The organism is Brevibacterium luteolum (assembly GCF_013004595.1).
Classification (GTDB): domain Bacteria; phylum Actinomycetota; class Actinomycetes; order Actinomycetales; family Brevibacteriaceae; genus Brevibacterium; species Brevibacterium luteolum.
On record NZ_JABEMC010000005.1, the window covers coordinates 69,497 to 94,906 of the forward strand.

19 protein-coding genes, 1 tRNA gene and 1 riboswitch are annotated in these 25,410 nt (G+C 68.1%); of the genes, 9 read left to right on the top strand and 11 right to left on the bottom strand.

Annotated elements, in window-relative coordinates:
- Positions 1-2 precede the first annotated feature (2 nt).
- Complete coding sequence (locus HLA91_RS09045) at positions 3-1,283, top strand: MFS transporter (protein ID WP_170274415.1); 1,281 nt, start codon at positions 3-5, stop codon at positions 1,281-1,283.
- On the opposite strand, the gene HLA91_RS09050 is transcribed toward HLA91_RS09045, so the two are convergent.
- Positions 1,280-3,418 carry a RecQ family ATP-dependent DNA helicase gene (locus HLA91_RS09050; RefSeq protein WP_170274416.1) on the bottom strand — a complete coding sequence of 713 codons (2,139 nt, stop codon included), beginning with the start codon at positions 3,416-3,418 and terminating at the stop codon, positions 1,280-1,282. The genes HLA91_RS09045 and HLA91_RS09050 overlap by 4 nt on opposite strands.
- 151 nt (positions 3,419-3,569) lie before the next feature.
- Between HLA91_RS09050 and HLA91_RS09055 the strand changes: the two genes are divergently transcribed.
- From HLA91_RS09055 to HLA91_RS09065, 3 genes are read left to right on the top strand one after another with little or no spacing between them, the layout of a single operon-like run.
- Positions 3,570-5,282 carry an ATP-binding cassette domain-containing protein gene (locus HLA91_RS09055; RefSeq protein WP_170274417.1) on the top strand — a complete coding sequence of 571 codons (1,713 nt, stop codon included), beginning with the start codon at positions 3,570-3,572 and terminating at the stop codon, positions 5,280-5,282.
- The gene (locus HLA91_RS09060; RefSeq protein WP_170274418.1) at positions 5,279-7,090 is read left to right on the top strand and encodes an ABC transporter ATP-binding protein; all 1,812 of its coding nucleotides are present in this window, start codon (positions 5,279-5,281) and stop codon (positions 7,088-7,090) included. Before HLA91_RS09055 ends, HLA91_RS09060 begins: the two co-directional genes overlap by 4 nt.
- Positions 7,091-7,690, top strand: coding sequence for a LysE family transporter (locus tag HLA91_RS09065; RefSeq protein WP_170274419.1), 600 nt, complete (start codon positions 7,091-7,093; stop codon positions 7,688-7,690).
- 286 nt (positions 7,691-7,976) lie between these two features.
- Here HLA91_RS09065 and HLA91_RS09070 read toward each other — a convergent pair whose 3' ends face one another.
- Positions 7,977-12,635: a DUF4011 domain-containing protein gene (locus tag HLA91_RS09070; RefSeq protein ID WP_170274420.1), complete on the bottom strand. Its 4,659-nt coding sequence runs from the start codon at positions 12,633-12,635 to the stop codon at positions 7,977-7,979.
- A 131-nt stretch (positions 12,636-12,766) separates the two neighbouring features.
- On the opposite strand from HLA91_RS09070, the gene HLA91_RS09075 reads away from it, so the two are divergent.
- Together HLA91_RS09075 and HLA91_RS09080 are read left to right on the top strand one after the other, a co-directional pair.
- Positions 12,767-12,842 (top strand) — tRNA-Arg (locus HLA91_RS09075).
- 299 nt (positions 12,843-13,141) lie between these two features.
- Positions 13,142-13,879, top strand: coding sequence for a hypothetical protein (locus tag HLA91_RS09080; protein WP_170274421.1), 738 nt, complete (start codon positions 13,142-13,144; stop codon positions 13,877-13,879).
- Here HLA91_RS09080 and HLA91_RS09085 read toward each other — a convergent pair.
- The gene (locus tag HLA91_RS09085; RefSeq protein WP_170274422.1) at positions 13,869-14,825 is read right to left on the bottom strand and encodes a carbon-nitrogen hydrolase family protein; all 957 of its coding nucleotides are present in this window, start codon (positions 14,823-14,825) and stop codon (positions 13,869-13,871) included. The two genes, HLA91_RS09080 and HLA91_RS09085, sit on opposite strands and share 11 nt — an antisense overlap.
- 207 nt (positions 14,826-15,032) lie before the next feature.
- On the opposite strand from HLA91_RS09085, the gene HLA91_RS09090 reads away from it, so the two are divergent.
- Positions 15,033-15,485 carry a DUF805 domain-containing protein gene (locus HLA91_RS09090; RefSeq protein ID WP_170274423.1) on the top strand — a complete coding sequence of 151 codons (453 nt, stop codon included), beginning with the start codon at positions 15,033-15,035 and terminating at the stop codon, positions 15,483-15,485.
- Positions 15,486-15,578: 93 nt separating this feature from the next.
- Here the strand turns inward: HLA91_RS09090 and ppk2 are convergent, their stop codons facing one another.
- The gene (gene ppk2, locus HLA91_RS09095) at positions 15,579-16,481 is read right to left on the bottom strand and encodes a polyphosphate kinase 2 (RefSeq protein WP_170274424.1); all 903 of its coding nucleotides are present in this window, start codon (positions 16,479-16,481) and stop codon (positions 15,579-15,581) included.
- A 119-nt stretch (positions 16,482-16,600) separates the two neighbouring features.
- The gene (locus tag HLA91_RS09100) at positions 16,601-17,617 is read right to left on the bottom strand and encodes a universal stress protein (RefSeq protein WP_170274425.1); all 1,017 of its coding nucleotides are present in this window, start codon (positions 17,615-17,617) and stop codon (positions 16,601-16,603) included.
- 410 nt (positions 17,618-18,027) lie between these two features.
- Between HLA91_RS09100 and HLA91_RS09105 the strand changes: the two genes are divergently transcribed.
- Positions 18,028-18,294, top strand: a complete 267-nt coding sequence (locus HLA91_RS09105) for a GlsB/YeaQ/YmgE family stress response membrane protein (RefSeq protein ID WP_102161932.1) — start codon at positions 18,028-18,030, stop codon at positions 18,292-18,294.
- Between the two features lie 270 nt (positions 18,295-18,564).
- On the opposite strand, the gene HLA91_RS09110 is transcribed toward HLA91_RS09105, so the two are convergent.
- From HLA91_RS09110 to pdxH, 6 genes are all read right to left on the bottom strand, one after another.
- Entirely contained in the window at positions 18,565-19,068 is a 504-nt protein-coding gene (locus HLA91_RS09110; RefSeq protein WP_170274426.1) for an HNH endonuclease, read from the bottom strand.
- Positions 19,065-19,268: a hypothetical protein gene (locus HLA91_RS09115; RefSeq protein WP_170274427.1), complete on the bottom strand. Its 204-nt coding sequence runs from the start codon at positions 19,266-19,268 to the stop codon at positions 19,065-19,067. Before HLA91_RS09115 ends, HLA91_RS09110 begins: the two co-directional genes overlap by 4 nt.
- A gap of 420 nt (positions 19,269-19,688) precedes the next feature.
- On the bottom strand, positions 19,689-20,546 hold the full coding sequence (locus HLA91_RS14200; RefSeq protein WP_102161935.1) for a C40 family peptidase: 858 nt from the start codon (positions 20,544-20,546) through the stop codon (positions 19,689-19,691).
- 1 nt (position 20,547) lies between these two features.
- Positions 20,548-20,696: riboswitch (cyclic di-AMP (ydaO/yuaA leader) on the bottom strand.
- 254 nt (positions 20,697-20,950) lie between these two features.
- Complete coding sequence (locus HLA91_RS09125; RefSeq protein WP_102161936.1) at positions 20,951-21,637, bottom strand: iron-dependent transcriptional repressor DtxR; 687 nt, start codon at positions 21,635-21,637, stop codon at positions 20,951-20,953.
- Positions 21,638-21,871: 234 nt separating this feature from the next.
- Complete coding sequence (locus HLA91_RS09130) at positions 21,872-23,338, bottom strand: aldehyde dehydrogenase family protein (RefSeq protein WP_170274428.1); 1,467 nt, start codon at positions 23,336-23,338, stop codon at positions 21,872-21,874.
- 143 nt (positions 23,339-23,481) lie between these two features.
- Positions 23,482-24,180 (bottom strand): pyridoxamine 5'-phosphate oxidase, encoded by a 699-nt coding sequence (gene pdxH / locus HLA91_RS09135; protein WP_170274429.1) that lies wholly within the window; start codon positions 24,178-24,180, stop codon positions 23,482-23,484.
- Positions 24,181-24,243: 63 nt separating this feature from the next.
- On the opposite strand from pdxH, the gene serC reads away from it, so the two are divergent.
- Positions 24,244-25,380, top strand: a complete 1,137-nt coding sequence (gene serC / locus HLA91_RS09140) for a phosphoserine transaminase (protein WP_420867894.1) — start codon at positions 24,244-24,246, stop codon at positions 25,378-25,380.
- The last annotated feature ends 30 nt before the right edge of the window (positions 25,381-25,410 follow it).

The following is a 25,410-nucleotide window of genomic DNA, read 5'->3' on the forward strand; positions in this document are numbered from 1 at the left end:
CAGTGGCTCTCAAGGATCTACTGGCCGATACCCGGCCGCTGCGCACGCCGACGTTCCGGCGGCTGTGGTCGGCGAACATCGTCACCGTCATCGGTGCACAGGTCACGATCGTCGCCATCCCCGCCCAGCTGTATGCCCTGACCGGGCAGTCGAGCTATGTCGGCTTGGCTGGACTGTTCGGGCTCGTCCCGCTGGTGATCTTCGGTCTCTACGGCGGTGCGCTGGCTGATGTCATGGACCGGCGCATCCTCATGCTCGGCTCCGGCTGCGGCCTCGTCGCAGCCAGCTTCGGGCTCTTCCTGCTCTCGGCTCTCGGGTCGACGAATGTGTGGCTGCTGCTGAGCGTCTATGCGATCCAGCAGATGTTCTTCGCACTCAACCAGCCGGCCCGCAGCGCGATCCTGCCGGCGATCCTGCCCGGTGGCCAGCTGCCGGCAGCCAATGCGCTGAATATGACGCTCATGACCTTCGGCGCAGTCGTCGGCCCGCTGGTCGGCGGGATGCTCATCCCGGTCATCGGCTTCTCCTTCCTCTACCTCTTCGACGCACTGGCGCTGCTCGTGTCCGTGTGGGCGATCTGGCGGCTGCCGTCCCTGCCGCCGCAGCGCGCAGGCGAGGCGGCAGGCCCGGGCAGGCGCCGTGCGGGCGTGCGCAGCGTCGTCGACGGCTTCGCCTATCTCATCACCGCCCCGGTGCTGCTCATGAGCTTTGTCGTCGACATCATCGCGATGGTCTTCGGCATGCCCCGGGCGCTGTTCCCGCAGATCGCTCACGAGACGTTCGGCGGCCCCGGCTCCGGCGGGTTCGTCTTCGCTCTGCTCTCCGCCGCGATCCCCTTCGGTGCGCTGCTCGGCGGGATCTTCTCCGGTTGGGTCTCACGGGTCAACCGGCAGGGCCGGGCGGTCGTCATCTGCATCCTCGTATGGGGTGCGGCGATGACCGGGCTCGGATTGGTCCTGCCAGCGGCCGGAAACTGGTGGATGTTCGCCCTCATCGGCGCCGTCTTATTCCTGGCCATCGGCGGCGTCGCCGATGTCGTCTCAGCCGCCTTCCGCATGACGATCCTCCAGCAGGCCGCCGACGATGCGGTCCGCGGACGACTGCAAGGCGTCTTCATCGTCGTGGTCGCCGGTGGCCCGCGCATCGCTGATGTGCTGCACGGCTATGTCGCCACCGGTATCGGCACCACCTGGGCGACTGCTGGTGGTGGTGTGCTCGTCATCATTGGTGTGCTCATCGCTGCGGCAGCCGCCCCGAGCTTCATGCGCTACCGCGTCCGCTAGGCCTGCTGGGCGGCGGCGAAGGGCAGCACGGCAGCTGCGCCTGCCTGCAGCAGTTGGCGGGCGAGGACCGTCATCGTCCAGCGGGAGACGATGAGCGCATCGACGAGCAGCACCGTCTTCCCGTTCACGGCAGCGGCCTGCTCGTCTGTCAGCCGGAACGCACCGGCGAGGTTCCTGACCCGGAACGCAGAGTTGACGTCAGGGGAGCCGGGATCGCGCAGCAGCTCGAACTCACCGATGTCCTGCATCTGCCCGACCGAAGCGAGGCCGGCTGCCAGTGACCGGGTGAAGACCGGCCGCAGCGTGTTCGGCACCGAGATCACCACCTCGGGCCGGGACTGCCAGTCCCAGTCGGCGAGCACCTTCACGGCAGCCTGACCGATCGCCTCGGGCACCGGAGCGTCTGTCTGCCCGGTGCTGAAGGTCTCGGCCAGGCGCTGGCCGATTCCCAAATCGGTGAGCCGGGCGATGACCCGGCCCTCGGCGCACCTCTCAGCCGAGGCGATCTTGCCGCGCAACTCGATACCGAGGCGGTCGAGACCGGTCGGCCATTGGGCGCGCGGGGCGACCGGCAGTCCGACGCCTGCCAGCTGGCTACCGGCAGTCTGCAGACCGGAGTCGCTGACCTCGGTGGAGAACCACGGGCCGACGCAGTTGTCGCACCGGCCGCAGTCACCGGTCGTGTCGTCATCGAGCTGGCCGGTGAGATAGCGCATCCGGCACATCTGCGTGCGCTCGTACTCCCGCATCGCATCGGCCTCACGGGCTCGTGTGGCCGCGACCGCGGCGTAGCGCTGGGCGTCGTAGGTCCAGCCGGCCCCGGTGGTGACGAATCCGCCGCGCACCCGATCGACGGCCCCATCGACCTGCAGGATCTTGAGCAGCAGCTCGAGCCTCGCCCGCTTCTCCCCCACGACGGTCTCGAGCGCCGGAATCGACATCGGCTCCTCGGCGCTGAGGCTGGCCAGCACCGCGGCGGCGGTCTCCTCATCGGGCATCGATGCGGTGGCGAAGTACTCCCAGATCCGCTCGTCCTCCGGCCCGGGCATGAGCAGCACATCAGCTGACTCGGTTGCGCGCCCGGCACGGCCGACCTGCTGGTAGTACGCCACTGGTGAGGACGGGGCGCCGAAGTGGATGACGAATCCCAGATCCGGTTTGTCGAAGCCCATCCCGAGTGCCGAGGTCGCCACGAGCGCCTTGACCTCATTGGCCTTGAGCGCAGCCTCCATCGCCGCCCGCTCATCAGCATCCGAAGCACCGGTGTAGGCGGCGACATTCCACCCAGCCTGCGTGAGCGCCCGCGCAGCATCCTGGGCGGCGGCGACGGTGAGGGTGTAGATGATGCCCGAGCCAGTGAAGTCGCCGAGGTGCTCGCACAGCCAGGCGAGCCGGCGGGCCGGTTCGGACTTGGCCATCACACCTAGGCGCAGGGAGTCGCGGGCGAGCTGCCCGCGGATGACGAGCGCATCGTGGCCGAGCTGCTCGGCGACATCGTCGACGACCCGGGAGTTGGCCGTCGCGGTCGTCGCCAGCACCGGGATCGATCCGGGCAGCTCTGCCAGGATCGAGCCGATGCGCCTGTAGTCGGGCCGGAAGTCGTGGCCCCAGTCGGAGATGCAGTGGGCCTCGTCGATGACGATCATCCCGAGATCGGCCATGAGCCCAGGCAGCACCTCGGAGCGGAAGGACGGGTTGGCCAGCCGTTCGGGCGAGATGAGCAGCACGTCGACGGCACCGGCGGCCAGGTCGGCACGCACCTGGTCCCATGCCTCGGCGTTGGACGAATTCATCGTCACCGCGCGCACGCCGGCGCGTTCGGCGGCTGCGACCTGGTCGCGCATGAGCGCCAGCAGCGGGGAGATGATGAGTGAGGGCCCGCAGCCGGCCCGGCGCAGCAGGGTCGCTGCGACGAAGTAGACAGCTGATTTGCCCCAGCCGGTGCGCTGGACGACGAGTGCACGCCGGTGCTGGGCGACCAGCGCTGCGATCGCCTCGAACTGGCCGGGATGGAACTGCGCGTCAGCTCGGCCGGTGAGCTCGCGCAGCACCTCCAGGGCGGCCGCGTGCAGCTGCGGGTCGGAGGCCGCCGCCGAGGCGGTGGCTGGCTGGGGTGCAGATGCGTCGGTGCTCATGTGGCCGAGTCTAGGCACACCCACGGACGTCGCCATTACCTCACCGTGTGACCAGGAACGATGTCCCGCCTCTCGGCCGGGAGGGGCGGTGTCCGTACCACTCCGTATGATGGTCTGCGATACCGATCCCGTCCCCTGCCAGGAGGCTGTCGTGGCTGCGCATCCGCATGGTCATCCCGGTGCCTCAAGCGCACCGGAGGCTCCGCTGCATGAGCGGCTGCGCCAGGCTGTGCCCGGCTGGGTGCTGGCCGTCTCGACCGCTGCTGCGTGGGCGCAGGCTGCGGCGACGGCGTTCCTGTTCTTCAGCCTCGGATCGGCTCTCGATGTGCTCAGCTTCGGTAAGCGCCTGCTGCCAACGGAGATCCTCACGCTCATCCTCATCGCCGCCGCAGCTGCGATCTGGGCCGCTGCCGGTGCCGGGTTCTCCGCCTGGGCTGCCTCGGATGCCGAGAAGCAGCTGCGCGCGGCCGCGCTTGGCAGCCTCTACCGCCTCGGTGCTGTCGATGTGCAGTCGCGGGCCGGTTCCCTGCTGTCGCTGCTCACCGATGGGGTGCAGCGGACCGCGAACTACCGGGCGGCGTTCATCGGCCCGATGATCGGTGCGCTGACCACCCCGCTGCTCGTGCTGGCGATCATGGCGCTGACCGTGAGCGGGCGGATCGCCGGGTTCCTCGCCCTGCTGCTGCTCATCGTCCCGGTCGTCATCGCCGGGTTCCGGCGGGCGGTGCGCCCGATCGGCCGGTCGTACCGGATGACACAGGGCCGTCTGACCGCTGCCTTCCTCGAGGCGATCCAGGCGCTTGACACCCTCGTCTACGCGCGCGCTGCCGGGCGCACCGCTGCTGAGCTGGCCCGACGCGGGGAGGAGCACCGGTCGAGCATCATGCGGATGCTGGCCGGCAACCAGCTGCTCATCTTCGTCGTCGACGCCGCCTTCTCCCTCACCGTCGTCGTCGCCGCCACCGCCCTGGCGCTGCAGGGCCTGGCCGCCGGCACGCTGAGCCTCGGCGGGGCGCTGGCGGTCCTGCTCATGACCACGCTTGTCATCGGTCCGGTCGACATCATCGGCCGGTTCTTCTACATCGGCATCAGCGGCCGGGCAGCCCAGCGCAGTCTCAGTGAGCACCTGCATTCCGGCACCGCGCCCGAGGTGGCAGCCGGCGCGGGTGCTGTACGTCCCCGCGGGGACGTCGAGACCGCCGGGGCTGCGCTCAGCCTCAGCGAGGTCACCGCGGGCTGGCCGGGTGGGCCACCGGTGTTCACCAGGCTCAGCCTCGACATCGCACCCGGTGAGCATGTCGCGCTCATCGGTCCTTCGGGTGCCGGGAAGTCGACGATCGCCGCCCTCCTGCAGGCCCACCTGCTGCCGCGTTCCGGCGAGGTGAGCGTCGCCGGGCTCGACACCGGGGAAGCGGATCGTGCAGCGGTGCGCGAGCAGCTGGCCGTCGTTGAGCAGCAGACGTTCCTGTTCCTCGGCACGATCGAGGACAACCTGCGCATCGCCGCTCCCGAGGCCGATGACGACCAGCTGTGGGAGGCACTGGAGACTGCCGGGCTGGCTGCCGATGTGCGGAATATGCCGGCAGGTCTGGCGACACCGGTCGGTGAGCACGGTCGGCTGCTCTCCGGCGGGCAGGCGCAGCGGCTGGCGATCGCCCGGGCTGCGCTGCGTGATGCCCCGATCCTCATCCTCGACGAGCCGACCAGCCAGGTCGATCTGGCCGGTGAGGCGGCGATCCTTGAGGCCCTGCGCCGGCTGGCTGCCGGCCGCACGGTGCTCACGATCGCCCACCGTCCGTTGGCGGTGCTCTCGGCTGACCGGGTCATCGACCTGCGTCAGCTGATGGCGGAGGCGCCGTCATGACGCATGCGACTGCCCGCCGCCGGGAGCTCACCGGCTGGCTCATCAGTCAGACCCGCGGGCTTCTCGCCCCGCTCGGCCTGGCGGTCATCGCCCGGGTGCTCGGCCAGCTGCTCGGGGTCGCACTCTTCGTCGTCGCCGCGTCGCTGCTCATCCGTGCTGCGGGCCCGCAGCTGTCAGGCCAGTCCGTCGGCACCGGGGTTGCTGTCGCCGTGCTGGCCGGCCTGGCGATCGTCAAGGCGCTGCTGCGCTACGCCGAACACTATGCCGGTCACTATGTCGCCTTCACCTCGCTGCAGCGGCTGCGCGATGCCTTCTTCGCCCGGCTGATCCCCCAGGCGCCTGCTGCGACGCAGGGCCGTGCGGGAGCCGAGCTGGCGAGCCGGGCCACCTCGGACATCGACCGGATCGAGGTGTTCTTCGCCCACACCCTGCCGCCGGCTGTCTCCGCAGTCGCCGTCCCGGTGATCGCACTCCTCTGGCTCGGCATCGCTGTGGATCCGTGGCTGGCGCTGATACTGGCGATTGCCGTCCTGGCGCTGCTGGCCCTGCCACTGCTGACCCGGCGCGGGGCCGTCGACTCCGCCAACGCGGTGGCACGCGTGCGCGGCCAGATCGCCGAGCGCCTCGGCGACGATGTGCAGGGCATGCGCGAGATCCTCGGATTCGGTATCACCGACCAGCGACTCGACGGCCTCGAACGCGTTGACGACGAACGCACGACAGCTGCCGCGCAGGTCGGGACGAGTCAGGCGATCCGGGCGGGCCTGTCGGTGCTGCTGCAGGGCGGGGGTCTCATCGCCGTCCTCCTCGTCGGTGCCGGCACCGGAGCCTCACCGGCTGCGATCATGACAGCGCTGGCCGTCGGCATCGGGCTCATCGGCCCTGCCCGCGGGTTCGAGGACTACATCACCGGTCTCGACAACGCCTTCGCCGCCACCTCCCGCATCCGCGAGATCATGGACGCTGTTCCTGCCGTCAGCGACTCCGCCAGCCGCACAGCCCCCGCAGCTTTCGCTGCCACCGGTGACGCACGCGAATCTGAGGCTGGCTCCGGTCCGGCAGCGACCGCCTCACGCAGTGGTGCGGCTGCGAGTGTCGAATTCGACGACGTCACCTTCAGCTATGACCCGAACGCCGGGCCGCAAGCACTTGAGTGCGTGACACTGCACGCTGAGGCGGGGACGTGGACGCATATCGTCGGGGTCTCCGGCAGCGGCAAATCCACGCTGGCTGGGCTGCTGCTGCGCGGCTGGGACCCCGAATCCGGTGTAGTGCGCCTGGCCGGCACCGATGTGCGCGAGCTGCCGCTTGCCGAGCTGCGTTCACGCATCTCACTGGCCCCGCAGCGACCGACAACACTGCGCGGAACCCTGCGGGAGAACGTCACGCTGGCCGCCCCTGATGCCACCGATGAGCAGATCGCTGAGGCACTGACGCTCGCCGGCCTGCCCGACTGGACTGAGCGGCTGGCAGAGCCGGTCGGCGCGCGCGGTCAGAGCCTCTCCGGTGGGCAGCTGCAGCGGCTGTCCCTGGCCCGCGCACTGCTGCCGAACCCGCAGGTGCTCATCATCGATGAGGGCCTCAGCCAACTCGATGCCGACACCGCAGCCGAGGTCCGGCAGCGTCTGCAGTCGATCGAGAACCTCACGATCATCGAGATCACCCACCGGGCCGACCTCATCGACGATACGGCTGCTGTGTGGGTGCTCGACCTCGGCACGGTCGTCGAATGGGGCACCGCTGGCCAGCTGCGTTCACGCAACGGCCCGTTCCAGCGGCTTGAGGCGCGCATGGCCTACGATGCCTGAGTGATTCTCCACCTGCTCACCGGCGCGCTGACGGGCTGGTCGCTCATCATCGCCGTCGGCCCACAGAACGCTCTGGTGCTCCGGCAGGGCATCCGCCGCGAACACCTCGGCGTCGTGCTGGCCATCTGCATCATCGCCGATGTTGCGCTCATCGGCCTGGGCACCATCGGCATCGGCGGTCTCATTCTGCTGGTGCCCTGGTTGCTGACAGCCCTCAAGTGGCTGGGTGCTGCCTATCTTGTGTGGTTCGCTCTCATCACGCTGCGCTCCGCCTGGCACACCACCGGTCTGAGCGCCGATGCACAGCCGCGCACCCGCAGGCAGATCGTGCGCACGACTCTGGCGCTGACCTTCCTCAACCCCGGCGTCTACCTCGACACCGTCGTCATGGTCGGCAATCTGGCCAATCAGCAGGGTGCAGACGGGCGGTGGTGGTTCATGCTCGGGGCGATGGCCGCCTCGGTCAGCTGGTTCCTTGTCATCGGCTTCGGTTCCCGAGCGCTGGCGCCCGTCCTGGCCAAACCGCGCCTCTGGCAGGCAATCGACGTCGCGATCGCCGTTGTCATCGTCGTTTTAGCGGTCCGTCTCGTGCTCTCCTGAGCCGGTATCAGCGGACGCCTCGCCTACGTCACCGGCAGTTGCTTCACTGCCGGTCTCAGGCACATCTTCGGCTGGGCGTGTGGCGGAGTCGACTCGGCGTGGATTCGGCCGTGATGCCCATGCCGGGACCGGGTGGGATCTCGTCGCCCAATGCGGTGGCCGGTCTGCCAGCAGCCGCTCGTCGCCGTTGGCCTCCGAAGCCGGAGTGGACCCCCCGGATTCGTTGCGCAGAGTGCGCCGATAGGCCTCGATCGCAGCCTGCACCCGCGGATCCTTCGTCACGGTCTCAGCACTTCCGGTTGTCAGCCCCGGCAGCATTTCCGGCGGGCTCGTCGGCATCCGCTGCTGCTGGGGATGCGGCGTCCTCCACAGTGGAGGCATCGGCGGACTTCCGTTCGGCTCCCGTGCTGCCGCTGGATGAGTCGGCTGCCTCAGCCTCGTCCTCATCTGCCGTGGTGCTCGCAGTCGGTGTGGGGTTCTTACCTGCCGTGGTAGTCGCTCGTACAAAGCTCTCGCCTGCAGCAGTGCTCTCGCCTGCAGCAGTGCTGTTGTCCTTGCTGTCATCCGGCGCCGCGGAGCTGTCCGCTTCGTCACTGTCGACCAGCCCGGCGTCAAGCAGCTCCTGTTCGCGCAGCTTGCCGGTGTCGTACTGCGGCATGACAGCGGTCTGGTCCGGTCTGGCATCAGCGGCCGGGACGAAGACGTCTTCTTCTCGCTGACTCGTGCCCGCATGGGTGGACTTGCGTTCGTTGGCGCGGCGGCGGAATCGCTGCACGGCTTCAGTGAGCACACTGTCGACGCGGTGGGCGCGGCTCTTGACAGCCAGCGCGGAGCGCAGCTGGTCCTTCAGCCCGGCGTCGGTGCGCGAAACACCATCAGATTGGATCCAGTTGAGCATCGCATCGAAGTCCTCAGCCGAGTAGGTGTAGACCGGCAGGCCCGGGGTCACGCGCGGGCGGTTGCCCTGCCGGCCAACGACGACGGCTGCCGCGCGGGCGGCGTTGAGCACTGCCTGCGGGGAGAGCTCCTCGACGGTGTCCTTCCAGACGTCGAAGATCCGCTCGGCCTCGCGCTGCGGATCGACGAACGCATCGGTCGTCCACACCCGCAGGCTCCGCCAGCCGTGGCGGGCCAAGTTCTCAGGCCGCAGACGTTCGCGTTCGCGGATGCTCTTCCGGCTGACATAGGAGGCCCCGTCGGATTCGACGGCGACAGCCATGCCCTCATCCCCTGCAGCGGAGACGGCCACAGCCAGGTCGATGCCGGCGTATCCGGCGTGGGGTTCGACACCCATGCGGATAAGGCGCTCGGCCAGGTCATCGATGACAGGGGCGACGTCGTTGTAGATCGCCAGCTCGACACCGGCATCCTCAACGGGTGCCGCCTCGGCACCGCCAGCCCCGGCGTCGGTGGTTCCGGACTCCGCCTCCGAGGTATCGTCGTCCGACTCGACGATACGGCTTGCAGCCGTCGAGCCGTTGTCGATTCGCTGCGCCGGCGTGTGGGCTGCACCGTCGGTCTCGTCGTCACCGGCCGTCTCGGCAGCCTCACCGGCGGCAGAGGAGGTGCCCTCCGCCTCGGGTGCGGTGTCTGCCTGCGGGCTCAGCCCGCCGGCGGCCACGGCTGCCAGCAGGTCCGGCAGCACGGCGGCACCGTGGCGCAGCCGAGCGGGATCGAAGTCGTCGGCCTCGAAGCAGGAGACGAGCGTGAGCTTGCGGCGGGCGCGGGTGACGGCAGCGGCCAGCAGCTTCTCACCGTCAGGTTCGGACAAGGCGCCGAAGTTGTAGATGACCCGGCCCTGGCGGGTGCGGCCGTAGCCGAGGGAGAAGATGACGGCGTCGCGGGCCATGCCCTGGATCTGCTTGCAGTCGGTGACGACGAAGGGCTCCTTCGACCCGTCCGAGAAGAAGGAGGCGACATACGGGTATTGGCGGATTGCCTGCTGAATGCCGGCGGCCACGCGCTTGGCGTGCCACGGGGTGAGGGTGATGACGGCCAGCGACTGGCGGGCGTTGGTGCGGGCGTGTTTGAGCACGAGGTCCACGACCCGCTGCACTTCGGCATCAAGGCTCTCGACCTGGCCGGTGGCGGTGTCCGGGGAGCCGAAGGCGTCGGGCACATACGCGAACTCCAGGCCGGTGCCCTCGTTCGTGTGGGCGCTCGGCAGGCCGGTGATGGTGCCGTCGTAGAACTGCTCGTTCACGAGCCCGAGCAGGCCTGCTGGGGAGAGCCTGTAGCTGGTGTGCAGGCTGCGCACGGGCAGGAACTCGCGCAGCTCAGCGAGCACGCTCGGGGTGCCGAAGCCGTTGGGCACGGTGCGCCGGTCGACGGCGACACTGAAGTCGCGCGGCCCGAGCAGCCGGTCGTCGCCCATTGCGATGATCTGCTTGCCGCGGGCGATCGCCGGCAGCACCTCGGGTACGGACATCCGGCCGGCGTCGGCGAGGATGACGGTGTCGAACATCGGCAGGTCGGCGAAGTGCTGCGGCACGTCGAACGGGCTCATGAGCCAGACCGGGGCGAGCGCGCCGAGCACATCGGGAGCGGTGAGGCTCAGCGGTTCGACGCGGAACTGGCGCGACCGCAGGGCTGCACGCAGCGCCTGGGCCTGCTGGCCGTGTTCGCCGATCGCGTGCTTCCACCCCTGGGCGTGCGACCACTGCAGGCGCTGAGCGCCGGCAGCGACGTACTGGCGGTCGCAGATGCGGAAGTCGGCGGCGGTGCGGTGCATCGCCTCGGAGTCGTGCTGGCCGATCTGCGGGTCCTCGGCGGCCAGGCGCTGCAGCACGGTCGCCCAGTAGGCGAGGTCGAACTCCTCGCCGACGAGTTCGTGGGCGGCGCGGCGCGAGCGCAGGTCGTCGATGAGCTCGCCGAGCCCGGCTCGGCGCAGCTCGGCATCGAGGTGGGTGCGCGCCGGCAGATCAGACAGGGCCTCCTTGTCCTCCCCCATCGCCTGCAGGCGGGCGTGGAGCTCCTCGACGAGCATCTCGTCAAGGTCGCCGCCGTCCGGGGTGTCGGCCATGACCGGTGAGAGCTTGTCGAGGTCGGCTTGGACCTCCTGGTACTTCTCCTCGGCGTCGAGCAGCCCGCGGGGCACCTTGAGCCGGGTGCCTCCGCCGGCGAGATCCTTGAGGGCGGCACGCTCGTCGCGGGCGGCGATGAGGGCTGAGTGCAGGTCATCGACATGCGCCCCGGGCCGCAGGAATTCGCGGGCGGCCTTCTTCAGGCGGCGGCGCTCCATCATGCCCATCGGGTTGTCGTGCTCGGCGCGGTACTCGTTGGAGCCGGTCGCGGCGATGAGCTCGCTGAGGTTGTGCTCGTAAACATCGGGCGAGAACCTGTCGAGGGTGCGGCGCACGCCCAGCAGCACCTTGAGCGCCTGCCCCCAGCCGGCGACGGTGCGTTCGGGGTTGAGGCTGGCGTCGCGCAGCACCGGTTCGCACAGCTGAGTCAGCTGCGGGATCTTCGCAGCGACCCGTTCGGCCACGGTGCGGGCGGCCTCGGCGTCGGCATCGGAGTTGAAGCGGGCGCCGAACCACACGGTGTCCTCGACTTCAAGGGTGAAGGCACCGAGTGCTGAGAGCTTCAGCAGCTTCTCGCGCAGCCGGGAGCGGTGACCGGGTTCTGCGGTCATGATGTCGTCGCCGAAGCGCACCCCGGTCGTCGGGCCGGGCTGCTGGGCGGTCAGTCTGGCGAGGTGCTGCATCGTCTGGTAGACCGAGACTCCCCACGGCTGGCGGATCCGGTGGAGGGACTCGGCGTGCTGGGACAGGGTGTCGCGCTGTTCGTTCAGCCGCTGCAGCAGGGTGCCCAGATCGGGGCGCTCGGCCTTCTCGGCCTGGGCGATGAGGCGGATGAGCTGACGGTGGATGTCGCGGGCGGAGTCGCGGCCGTCGATTGCCAGATCCGGCAGGCCAGCGGCCCCCATCCGGGTGGCGAAGTCATCGAGCGCATCGGAGTTCTGCGCGACGTAGAGCACGCTGCGCCCGGTGTGGGCCAGGGTCGTGGCGATCGCGGTCGCCAGCTGGGTGGCCCCAGTCCCCGGCGGGGTGTCGACGACGAGTGACTGGCCGGCCACAGCGGCATCGACGACGGCCTGCTGGTCACCGTCGACGTCGATGGCGAGGAACTCCTCCTGCGGTCTGCGGTCCGGCAGCGGCACCGGGCCAGAGGCGGTTCCCGCCTCGGCGCCGGCTGCCGCCTGAGCGGTGGGTTCGGGCAGCGCATCGGTCTGGCCGGCGAGCGCCCTGAGGATCGGGTGCGCCTCGGGCAGCTCCTCGCCAGTGTAGGGGGAGACGATGTTGGCGAATGTGGAGACGATGAGCCGCTGGTTGACGAGAAGGCCGGGCACACTGCGGGCGACCTCGCGCAGCCGCTCGAAGACCGGGTTGGGGTCGAATCCGTGGCTGTAGCCGGTAGAGGCGACCCATTCATCGACGTCGATGGCGATGTCGTGTTCGCGGTGCAGGAAGTCGATGAGTGCGGGGTTGATGGTGATGCTCTCGTCGAGGACGATCTCGTAGTCCTCGACCCGGGAGCCGCGCGGAACGAGGCGCACGTGACGCAGCATCACCGGTGCGGCGTAGTCGAGACGGGCGCCGGAGTCGCTGTCCTCACTCCAGGTGGCGAAGCCAATGGCCAGATGGGCGGTGTTGATGCCGCGTTCGCTGGCGAGCTGGTCGGCCTTCTGGCGGATCGAACGGGCCCGGCGGCGGGCATCGGAGAGCTGGTCATGATCCCGGATGAGGCTCGAGAGCCGGGTCGGTCTGCCGGCCAGCAGCTGTGCCAGGCCAGAGGGGTGGGCGCCGGTCAGTTCGATGGAGCCGTCGCGGGAGTCCCGATACTGCAGCATGGTGTCGCGTCCGCCGATCTTGGCAGCGCGAGCCTTCCACGCGGCAAAGGCCTCGCCGACTGTGGACTTCGTTGCATGTTCGGTTGATGACACACTTCGAGCCTAACCATTAGCCAGCGGATTCGCGCGCTGGCGCACCGGGGAGCAGGAATTTTCCACGCCGCTGGTACACTGGGCTGGTTGCTCAGCAGTTGCCTGCATGCAGGTCGGCGACCGGGCGCTATGCCCCCGTAGCTCAGGGGATAGAGCACCGCTCTCCTAAAGCGGGTGTCGCAGGTTCGAATCCTGCCGGGGGCGCCACTCACGCGTGCAGCAGCCCGAACCGTCGCGCGTGCGACCTGGCTCGTTCCAGATGGCCCGACCGGGCTGCTCCCTCCTGTTTCGGATGAGCCGACCGGCACGCTTCTCCGTGCCCCGAACGGGTAAGGGTGACGCCGAGGCCCTGGAAGCGCCGGAGATGCCACTGCCCCTCATGCTCTAGATATGCACATGTGGTGCATAACGTATGCGATCCGCCGCCAGCTGCCCTGGCCGGCCCATCCATGGCGCCGCGCGTGACCCCGCGTTCGCGTGCCGATCAGCATGAAGGAGCTCAGCCCGTGCCCAGAGGCATAGACACGACGCAGCCCCGCATCACGAGGCGACTAGTGTGGCTCGGCCTGGCCCTGCTGACAGTCGATGCTCTCTTCCTGCTGGCCGACATGCTCCACCGTCTCCACATCACGCGGGGAATGTTCCCGGCCTTCGCCCACCGTCTGTGGGAGGGCGATCCCGACGGCAGCCTGCTGGAGATCTGGGGTTACGTGAAAGCCGTCGCCGGTGGCATCGCACTCGTCTGGCTCTGGCGTCGGCTGCTCGCAGCACCAGTGCTGTTGGTCGCCGGCTGCATCCTCTTCTTCATCGCTGCCGACGATTCCCTGCGCCTTCATGAGCAGATCGGCAGGGCGATCGCCTGGAACCTGGGCTTTTCGGCGATGTGGAACCTGGGCGGACAGGACTTCGGCGAGCTGCTGTTCTGGGCGATCACCGGCTCGGGACTGCTCGCCTGGTTCATGATCGCCTTCCGCCGGTCTGCCCCGCAGCCGCGGCGCATCGTCTGGTTCCTCGTCCCGCCCCTGGCCTCTCTCGCCTTCTGCGCCGCGATCTTCGACGGCATCGGCCCGGCTTCTCGCCAGTGGGGCTGGTCGACGCGTGCCCGTTACCTGGCCACCTGGGCGGAAGGCGCCGGTGAGCAGCTGTCGATCACCGCGGTGGTCTTAGTGATCGCCTACTTCGTGTTCCTGCACGTGCGCAGCCGCGGCCTCCGCACCACCAGGACGCAGGGCCTCACTGACTGACAGTGCCCGGCCCCTCAGCAGCCGTGCGGTTGAAGGCGACGGAGCTCTTCGCCCGTGTATCGACGCGGAGGCTGAAGACATCGGGCCGGGAGTAGTGGCCGACGGGATCGAAGTCGAGGTGCGAGCGGTGCTTGGCTGCAAGATCGACATCGGCGTACAGGATCGTCTCCTCATCGAACACCGGGCCGGCGAGCACGGCCCCGGTCGGGTCGATGATGACGCTGCCGCCGCGAATGATCGACTCGGGGTTCGGCGGGTCGAAGTCGAACGGGTGATCGTCGGGCAGCGCGGAGGCCGGCAGGTATTGGCAGGCCGAGAGCACGAATACCCGGCCCTCGATGGCGATATGCGTCATCGACGACTGCCACACATCGCGGTCGTCGACGGTGGGGGCGCAGTACACCTCGACGCCCTGGGCGTACATCGCCTGCCGCATGAGCGGCATGTAGTTCTCCCAGCAGATGACCGAGCCGACCCTGCCGGCCGCGGTGTCCATCGTGTCGAGGGTCGATCCGTCGCCGAATCCCCACACGAGCCGTTCGATGCCGGTGGGCATGAGCTTGCGGTGCGCACCGGTGAGCCCATCGTCGGGTGAGATGAGCAGGGCCGTGCAGTACAGAGTATTGCCCAGCCGTTCGATGACGCCGATGACGAGGGCTGTGCGGTGCTCAGCCGCGGCCTGGACGAGCTGGTCGACCTCCGGCCCGTCGAGCGTGATCGCCCCGGCCCGGTAGCGGGCGAACTCATCGCGGCCGCGCTCGGTGCGAAATCCCAGCGCTGCACCGAATGCAGTGCCCTTGGGGTAGCCGCCGATGAACGCCTCAGGGAACACGATGAGCTCAGCGCCCCTGCCGGCCGCCTCGCTGATCGCCGCACACGCCTTGTCCGTCGAGGCCTGCGCGTCGAAGAGCACCGCGCCGCTCTGCACCACTGCCGCTGTCGTCATGACCGTCTCCTCACATCGTGTGACCAGGTTCACTGCGCACCCTATCGAGCACCGGCCGGTGACGACAGGCGCAACCGGCCACCGCCTCGGGCGCGTGGCGTTCGGTAACGACCCGGTGAACAGTGGGGATCGCCCAGCCGCTCTTGGCCGGCGGCTGGACTACAGTGAGAGCGACAGCTCTCCGTCCTGCACGTGAAGGAACCCCCGATGTCAGCATTCCAGGCCCCTCCGGGCATGCAATCCCCGATCTACGGCGCCGACTTCTCCGTCGCGATCGTCCGCCTCGTCCGCAAGGCCCTCGTTTTCGTCGGCCGCTCCAGCCGCAGCGAATACTGGTGGGGCCTCCTCGGCCTCGTCCTCGCCAATATCGCCATCAGCATCCTCCAGTCGATCATCCTCGGCCCGGCCGAACTGCTCTCCGGGGCGTTCAACACCGGTGTCTTCTCCGGTTTCGGCAACCTGGCGACCATGCCGCTGTCGCTGCTGTCGCTCGCGCTCATGGTCCCGCAGCTCGCGCTGAGCTTCCGCCGCTTGCACGACGCCAACTACTCCGGCTGGTTCGGTCTGCTCATCCTCCTCCCGGGCCTCGGCTGGATCGCCTCGATCGCCCTCGGGTTCCTGCCGACTGTGCAGAACACCCGCTACGAGACCACGGTGTGACACGGCTCAGCCACGCTTGAGCACACAGCAGCAGCGGCCGCATCGATCGATGCGGCCGCTGTCGTCTGCTCGGGCCGGGCCCGAGGTGTGGGTTCAGTCGTCGACGGCGTCGCGACCGCGGCGGACGATCTTCGGGTCAGCGGCGTAGACGACCGAGGAGTCCTTGCCGGCGTAGTCGAACTGGTTGAGATAGAAGCGCATGGCGTTGAGGCGGGCGCGCTTCTTGTCGTTGGATTTGATGGTGATCCACGGCGCGTGGTCGGTGTCGGTGCGCCGGAAGGTCTCCTCCTTCGCCTTCGTGTAGTCCTCCCAGCGGTCGAGGGACTCCAGATCCATCGGTGAGAGCTTCCACTGCCGGACCGGGTCGATCTGGCGGATGGCGAAGCGGGTGCGCTGCTCGGACTGGGTGACGGAGAACCAGAACTTCGTGATGTGGATGCCGGAGTCGATGAGCATCTTCTCGAACATCGGCGCCTGCACCATGAACTCCTCGTACTGCTCATCGGTGCAGAAGCCCATAACGCGCTCGACGTTGCCGCGGTTGTACCAGGAGCGGTCGAACATCACGATCTCGCCGTGGGTGGGCAGGTGCTGAACGTAGCGCTGGAAGTACCACTGGCCCTGCTCGCGGTCGGAGGGCTTGTTCAGTGCGACGACGCGGGCGGCGCGGGGATTCAGGTGCTCGGTGAAGCGCTTGATGGTCCCGCCCTTGCCGGCGGCATCGCGGCCTTCGAAGACGATGACGTGGCGCAGGTCGTGGTCCTGGCTCCAGTACTGGAACTTCAGCAGCTCGACCTGGAGGCGGTACTTCTCCAGTTCGTACTCCTCGCGGCTCATCCGTTCGTCATACGGGTAGCCTTCGCGCCAGGTTTCGACCGCTTTGCCCATCGGGTCGATGAGGTCGGGGTCGGGGTTGTGGCCATCAGCGACGGTGTAGCCTTCGGTGTTGAGTCGATCGATGTATTCTCGCAGATTCTCGCGCTGTGACAGATCCACTGGTCCACTTTCTGTTCGGCAGCTGGTATTCGGCTGGAGTTCCGGTGCCGCTGGCCCCACTGATGCGGGGCCAGCGGCGGAGCTGGTGCGATGGCGGTGCCGGCCGGCACCGCCGGTGATCAGCGGGAGACCCGCACGACCATCGTCGGGCACTTGGCGTAGGGCAGCACCGATTGCGAGGTCGAGCCCAACAGCAAGCCGGCGAATCCGCCGCGGCCGCGGGAGCCGATGACGAGGACATCAGCGGTGTCGGAGGCGCGCACAAGCACCTCGGCCGGCTGCCCGTCGAACAGCGTCCAGCGCACTGTGAGGTCCGGGTGCTTCTCCTTGAGCGCGTCCCGGGCGTCGATGAGGGCCCCGGAGCTCTCGTCGATGAAGCGGCGCATGTCGCCGGTGCTCGGAAGCCATTCCGGGCCGACGACAGCCGTGATCGTCACGCCGACGACGTGCAGCGGTGTGCCGCGTTGGGCTGCCAGGGAGGCGGCTTCCCACAGGGCCGGTGAGTCCTTGCCGAGGGAGTCGACGCCGACGACGACGGAGCTGGAGAAGTCCATCCCGGGCACCGTTTCCATCTCCGAGTCGGTGTCGATGACGCCGTGCTCGTAGTGGCGAATCGGCCGTGAGGCGGTCTGCTTGGGCACGCGTTCCCCGTCCGGGGTCCAGCCCACGGGGATGACGACGGTCGGGCAGGCGGAGTGGGCTGGCAGCGCCGAGGAGACGGTGCCGAGCAGCCGGCCTGCGAACCCGCCGCGTCCGCGGGAGCCGACGACAGCCAGCGAGGCGGCCTTCGACTCCTCAACGAGGACACCGGCGGCATCCCCGATCTCGATGACGGCCTCGACGGGGATGTCGGCGGCCTTGACCTCGGCGGCGGCTTCCTTGAGAGTCGCCGTCACTGAGGCACGGATTGCGGTGTCGTCGATCGGGACATAGGAGACGTCGATCGTGGCAGCGGTGACACTTGGGATCGTGTAAGCGCCGACGAGGCGGATCGAGCGGCCCAGTGCCTTCGCTTCGCCGATCGCCCAGCGCAACGCGTTGCGGCTGGCCTTCGAGCCGTCGATGCCGACGAGAATCGCTTCCGGGTCGGCGACATCGGGGGCGGGCGTGTTCTGGGTGTTCGCGTCTTCGGTCACGGTAACTCCTTAGAGAGGATTGTGATCTCCACAATACCGCCTCAGCCGGGCCGACGGCCGCCCCAGCACACTGTCCGATCCGCCCATTCTCGCGATATGGTCACGCAGGATCCGACACACCAGGCATACGGCGACATTCTCAACTTCACGCACATGCCGTGCTACGCCGCTGCGCCTGCCGGAATGCGCGGACAATAGGCATATTGATACCGATACACCGGTCGCAACCCTGTTTGGGTGCGCACGTGCGCTCAACCGCTCAGCGATGCATCTGATAACAACCATAGGGGTTCCGCGTCTATCAGCCCCCATAATCAAGGGAACTTGATACGATCGACGAGTGAGTGCAGAATCCAGCGTCGGCCGGTCCCCGGCCGAGTCGCAGATTCCGCGAATCGAAAGGAGCAACAATGGGCTTCCTAGCATTTCTTCTTCTCGGTCTCATCGCAGGTGCCATCGCCAAGGCGATCCTCCCGGGTCGTCAGGGTGGCGGCTGGCTCGGCGCGCTCGTCTGCGGTGTCATCGGCGCCCTGCTCGGCGGCTGGCTCGGCAGCGTTCTGTTCGGTAAGGGTGTCGACGCGTTCTTCGACATCGGATCCTGGCTGCTGGCCATCGGCGGCTCACTGATCGTGCTCATCGTCTGGGGATTCATCTCCGGACGCACCCGTCGCGACTGATCTCAGCGCTTTAGTCTGAGACGCAGCGGACAGGCGGTCTGACCTTCGGGGCAGGCCGCCTGTCGGCATTCATGGGCGGCTTCCTGCTTTCGCGTGAGGCCCGCACCAGGCCGCTGGCCGCCGCAGGCACACCGAATGTGCGTTGAGTACCACATCGAGAGGCCTGAATGTTGCAGTCAACGACGTCGAAACGGCCAGAACATCGACGTTGAGTGCCACATCGAGTTCACTCGATGTGGCACTCGACGCTGACAACACCTATCAGCGTCCTCAGGCAGCAGTGGCGTAGGACAGGAACGGCCGCCACTGTTCGGCGGGATTATCGAGCTCACGCAGCCAGAACCGGCCGGTGCGCGGCGGGCCGGGGGTGAACGGCAGGGACCAGCCCATCTCCTCTGGGGTCCGGTCGCCCTTCTCGTTGTTGCATGACCGGCAGCAGGCAACGAGATTCTGCCAAGTGTTGCCGCCGCCTCGGGAGCGGGGCAGCACATGATCGACCGTATTGGCGTGACCGCGGCAGTACGCGCACGTGGCGTCGTCGCGGCGGAGCACTCCCCTGCGCGAAAGCGTCACCGAGGCGCCGCTCGGCGGACGCACGTAGCGTGTCAGCAGGATGACCGAGGGCTGTTCGAGCGACAGTGTCTCACTGCGCACCTGCACGCAGGAGTCTGCGGCAAGCACGGTCGCCTTTCCGGCCAGGACGAGGATGATGGCGCGTCTGAACGACACGATGGACATCGGCTCGTAACCGGCATTGAGCACCAGGGTCTTCACAGGTTCGCTCCTCTGCTGAGAACACACAAGGCGCTGCACATTCGTGCAACGCCTTGGAACTGGGAGATCTGCCGTGCAGGCACGGCGGGTATCGAGTCGACTATGGACTCGGCTATGGAATCGACGATGTCGAAGACAGCCACGGCGTCGGTGCGCTCGGGAAGCAGGCTCGGCGCCGGCGCGGTCTGCGCAGTCGTCATAGCCCGTCTCCCTTCTGTGCTCGCCTGCCGTGCCCGGCGGCAGGCCGCCGGGGTAGTCGCGTGGTCCATATCACTGCGCACCAGACTAGCGCAGCGCAGACGTTTTCGCCTCCCACGCGCACACAGTGGGCGCAGAGTTGCCGAATAGACGGCAACTGTTCACCGGGATTCACCAGCGGTTCGCCGCCCGCGCAAAGATCCGAGCGCGCCGGCAACGGGGGGCGGGAGCCTGGGGCCGGCGGGCCGAGAAGCGATCCGGGGGCGGGAGCCTGAGGCCGGCGGGCCGAGAGGCGATCCGGGCGCGCCGCTTCGGCATGCACAGACACCGCACGCCCGCGGACTGCCAGGACCATGGCAGTCCGCGGGCGTGCGGTGTGAGAGCCGACTCGTCAGCGCAAGGCGCTGGACTCGGCTCAAGGATCAGAGAACGCGGACGAAGACGGCACCCTTCTTCATCATCCAATCGGCGGAGTGGTAACCGGTGGTCTTGCCGCTGCTCGGAGCGTCGTACATCATGCCGTTGCCGGCGTAGATGCCGACGTGGCCGGGAGCCCAGATGAGGTCGCCGGGCTTGGCTTCGGACTTCGACACGACCGTGCCTGCACCCTTTTGCGCACTCGAGGTGCGAGGCAGGTTGACGCCGACCTTGCCGTAGATGAACGAGGTGAATCCCGAGCAGTCGAATCCGGCAGTGGTCGTGCCGCCCCACTTGTAGGGGATGCCGCTGTACTGCTTGGCCAGGCCGATGACCTGCTCGGCCTTCGAGCCGTTGGGCATCTTGACGTCGTCAGAGCTCTTCGAGGAGCGATCAGAATCACGCGATGCGGCACCCGAATCACGCGATGCGGAACCCGAGTCAGGCGACGCGGAACCCGAGTCACGCGGTTCGGAGCTCGAGTCGCGGGTCTGCGTCGGCGTGCTGGTCTGGGTGGGCTCTGGGCTCGGAGCAGCCTTAGCTGATCCGGTCTCGACACTGGCGGTCGAGGTCTTCAGAGCGTCGCTGCTGTCCTCGGCATCGGGAGCGGTGACGCTGGCCTGGTTGACGAATTCTGGGGTCTGATCGACCTCGGAGTCCTGTGCGACGACCTTGCCATCGGCTTCAGCTGCCGAGTTGGCGGTCGGGAGTGCGACTGCCGCCATGAGGCCGCCAGCGGCGGCGACGACGGCCGCGCGCCGTCCGACTGCGCCGGAGTTGGCGGCGAGGGCGTCGGTGAGTTCAGTGAGTGGAGTCTTGGCCGGACCATTTGCCCGACGGCGACCACGCGTCTTTACTGCCACGAAAGTTCTCCTCCATTACCTACGGGGTGAGCTGTCGGGCTCGAGCTGGAGTTGCCCGGTTCCGGCTTGGAACTTAGCCCCGAGCTTCGCGGCCTGTCGGCCGGTGAAGCGAAGGTGGTTCCCCCGCTGCCGCAACGGTCCTTTTGGGTTTGTCTTCTGCGCTGAGTGCGGCACTCGGATTCTCATTGCAGAAGCGGGTTGTCTCAACCCGCGATAGCTACAGTAACCGACATCGCGGCCGAATGTCACATTATTGTCACAAGGATGTGAACAGCGCCGTGACCTTGCAGATATCTGCCCTGGTCAGAGGCCATAAAAATTCTTCAAGAAAATGTTACGGAAGCGCCGCAATCGCGGCGCTTCCGTGATCTCATCCCTTGCGGCGCTCGTTCGGTAGGCGTCTGTCACTCCTGGGTGACGAAGATGTGCGCGGCGGTCTCGATCGGCAGGTCGAGGACATCCTCGACACCGGGAGCGCGCAGCGTGAGGTAGTCGCCGGTCGGCTCGCAGGCGACGGTGACCCCGGGCAGGATGCCGGTCTGCTTGAGCTGGCCGAGCAGCATGTGATCGGTCTGCAGCGGCTCGGCAATCCATGCGATCGTCACCGTGCATTGCCGGTCACCGGGACAGACCTCAGACAGGGCGACGATGTCGGCGCTGGGTTTGGGCGCCTCGCCGAGGGATTCGCGACTGGGCACCGGGTTGCCGTAGGGGCTGGTGGTGTGGTTCTCCAGCAGGCCGACGAGCTTCTCCTCGACCTGGTCGCTCATGACGTGCTCCCAGCGGCAGGCCTCGTCGTGGACGAGCTCCCAGTCCAGGCCGATGACATCGGCAAGGAGCCGCTCGGCCAGCCGGTGCTTACGCATGACCGAGGTGGCCAGGTCGCGGCCTTCGGGAGTGAGGATGAGGTGACGGTCGGAGCCGACGACGAGCAGGCCATCGCGCTCCATCCGGGCTACGGTCTGCGACACGGTGGGACCGGAGTGGTCGAGGCGCTCGGCGATGCGAGCGCGCAGCGGCACCACGCCCTGTTCCTCAAGTTCGACGATGGCCTTGAGGTACATCTCGGTGGTATCGATGAGATCATTCACGAGCTTGGTCCATTTCCTTTCCGGCTGCCACCAGTCTATCCCGAGGCAGGAGACCCCGGCGATTTTTATCTGGAACTGTTCCAGTTTACGCCGTGTGGGGTGAAAAATCATCCCGAGCGCATCGGTTGCGGCCCCTGCTCCAGCGCGCACGCTGGTGGGCGTGTGCTGGAGCGTCAGCAGGCGCCTCGGGACCGGGCCCGAGGCGCCTGCTGGGTCACAGCCGTCAGGTCGCGTTCAGGGGTTGACGTAGATGGTCTTGTGCAGGGTGAAGAACTCCCGTGCCGCCCGGCCCTGTTCGCGCGGGCCGTAGCTGGAGCCCTTCCGTCCGCCGAAGGACGTGTGGTAGTCGACGCCGGCGGTCGGGGCGTTGACCATCACCATGCCGGCCTGGGAGTGGCGCTTGAAGTGCTCGGCGTGTGTGAGGGAGCCGGTGTAGATGCCCGACGACAGGCCGAAGGTCGTGCGGTTGGCCACCGCGAGGGCCTCGTCGTAGTCAGCGACCTTGATGACGCTGGCGACGGGTCCGAAGACCTCCTCCTTGTTGATCGTCATCTCCTCGGTCGTCTCGGTCACCAGCGCCGGGGCGAGGAAGTAGCCTTCGGTGTCGGCTTCGACCCGCTCGCCGCCGTGGACGGTGCCGCCTTCATCAGCGGCCAGGCGGATGTACTCCTCGTCCTGCTTGAGCTGGTCTGCCGACACGACCGGGCCGATGACCGTCGACTCTGCACGCGCGTCACCGACGGTCAGTCCGGTCATCCGCTCCTTGAGCTTGGCGACGAACTCATCGTGGACATCGGCGGTGACGATGAGGCGGCTGGAGGCGGTGCAGCGCTGGCCGGTGGAGAAGAAGGCACCGTTGATCGCGGCATCGGCAGCGGCGTCGAGGTCGGCGTCGCCGAGCACGATGAGCGGGTTCTTCCCGCCCATCTCGCACTGCACCTTCGACCCGGCGGCCGAGGCGTTGGCGATGACGCCGGCACCCACGCCGACCGATCCGGTGAACGTGACCGCATCGACGTCGCGGCTGGTGGAGATGGTGTCACCGACCACGCGGCCGGGACCCATGACGAGGTTGAGCACGCCGTCGGGCAGGCCGGCTTCGCGCAGGATGCACACGAGCGCATGCGCGCTGGCCGGGACGATCTCGGCGGGCTTGAACACGATCGTGTTGCCGTAGGCGAGTGCTGGGGCGATCTTCCAGGCCGGGATGGCGATCGGGAAGTTCCACGGGGTGATGATGCCGACCACACCGACCGGCTCGTGGATCATCTCCACCCGCAGACCCGGGCGGACGGAGTCGACGACCTCGCCGGTGTTGCGCAGCGTCTCACCGGCGAAGAACTTGAACAGCTGGGAGGCGCGCAGCACCTCGGCGGTGGCCTCCTTGAGCTGCTTGCCCTCTTCACGGGCGAGCAGCTCGCCGAGCTGGTCGGCGCGCTCCTTGATGAGCGTGCCTGTGGTGTCGAGGATGTCGAAGCGCTGCTGGATGGGGCTGTGCGCCCAGGTCTCGGCGGATTCCCTGGCTGCGGCGATGGCGCGTTCGACGGTGGCGGCGTCGGCGCGGGCGAACTGGCCGAGGACATCTGAGGTGTCCGAGGGGTTGATGTTGCGGCTGCGGTCCTCCGATGGGACCCACTGACCGGCGATGAGGTTGTCGAACAGCTCGTCGGGCCCGTAGGCGGCCGGCTGGTTCTGTGTCATGGCAGCATCCTCTCTGATTCGCTCACGTGGCCGCGGACGCTGCGGCCGTCGCGCTCATCCTATCCCCCGCGTGAGCGGCGTCACGCACCGGTTCGCCCAGCGGCCCACCTTGGTCTGCGGCCGGCGCCGAGGCGGTGGCCGGCTCAGGGGTTGAGGCGGGTGATCGACCAGTCGGCTGCGGTGGCGAGGTCTGCGGGCTGTCCGTCGGTGCTCATGTAGACGAAGCGGTCGTGGAAGCGGTTCGCCCGGCCCTGCCAGAACTCGATCTCGAAGGCGCGCACGCGGTAGCCGCCCCAGTTCTCAGGCCGGGCCACCTCGGTGCCGTCGTAGCGGGCGGCGGCGTCATCATAGGCCTGCTGCATCGCCTCGCGGCTGGCCACCGGTGCCGACTGCCGGCTGGCGACCGCCCCGATCTGCGCCCCGCGCGGGCGCACGGCGAAGTAGGCATCGGAGTCGGCTGCCGGGATCGGCTCGGCGATCCCGCGCACGCGCACCTGCCGCTGGAGCTCGAGCCACGGGAAGGTGAGCGCGACGATCGGCTGGGCGGCGATCTGACGGCCCTTGGCCGAGTCGTAGTTGGTGAAGAAGGTGAACCCGCTGGCATCGAAGCCCTTGAGCAGCACGATGCGGGCGGCCGGGCCGGAGGCGTCGGCGGTGGCCAGCAGCATCGCGTTCGGTTCGGTCACGGCGTCTTCGGCTTCAGCGAACCAGGTGCGGAACTGGGTGTGCGGGTCGGCTGCGACCTCGTCGAGATGGTCGCTGCCGTATTCGACGCGCTGGCGGGCCAGGTCGGCGATCGCCTCGCGCCCGGCGGCCTGCGTCTCGGGGGTCTCGGAAGTCATGGCCCAAGCCTACTCCGCGACCCCGTCCCCGGCTTCTCACGCGCGGGTCGTAGAATCGGTGGGGTGAGTGATGCACCGAATTCCGTGAAGATCCCATCCGAACTCCTGCCCGCCGACGGCCGCTTCGGCTCCGGGCCTGCCCGTGTGCGCGATGCGCAGCTGACAGCACTGGCCGCTGCCGGGCGCGAGGTGATCGGCACCTCCCACCGCAAGGCCCCGGTCAAGAAGCTCGTCAGCCGCATCCGCACCGGCCTGGCCGAGCTGTTCGACCTGCCCGCCGGCTACGAGGTGGTGCTCGGCAACGGCGGATCGACCGTGTTCTGGGATGTCGCTACCTTCGGGCTCGTGCGCGAGAAGGCCGCCCACGCCCAGTTCGGCGAGTTCGGCGCGAAGTTCGCCAAGGCCACGAACACAGCCCCGTTCCTCGCGGAGTCCGCGATCCTCGACGCAGAGCCGGGCACCGGTGCCGTTCCCGAGGCGGTGGCTGGCGCTGATGTCTACGCCTGGCCGCACAATGAGACCTCCACCGGTGTCGCCACCGAGATCCGGCGGCCGGCTGGCATCGCTGATGATGCGCTCGTCGTCATCGACGCGACCTCGGGCGCCGGCGGCCTGCCGGTCGACATCCGCGAAACGGACGTCTACTACTTCGCCCCGCAGAAGAACATGGGCTCCGATGGCGGTCTGTGGATTGCGATCATGTCCCCACGCGCGATCGAACGGGCCTATGAGATCAAGGACTCCGGCCGCTGGATCCCAGCCTCCCTCGACCTCGTCACCGCGATCGAGAACTCACGCAAGGACCAGACCTACAACACCCCGGCAGTCGCGACTCTCCTGCTGCTGGCTGAGCAAATCGAGTGGATCAACGGCAACGGCGGACTCGCCTGGGCGACCGAACGGACCCGGACGTCATCGGAGCTCGTCTACCGGTGGGCGGAGAACTCCGATGTCGCCACCTGCTTCGTCACCGACCCTGCGGATCGGTCGGCTGTCGTGTGCACGATCGACTTCGACGACTCCATCGATGCGGCAGTTGTCGCCGACATGCTGCGCGCCAACGGCGTCGTCGACGTCGAGCCCTACCGCAAGCTCGGCCGCAACCAGCTGCGCATCGCCACCTTCGCCTCGGTCGAACCCGAGGACGTCAAGGCGCTTCTGTCCTGCATCGACTTCGTCCTCACCGCCGTCACGAAATGAGCGCCTGAGCCAGCAGACCTACTCCAGCAG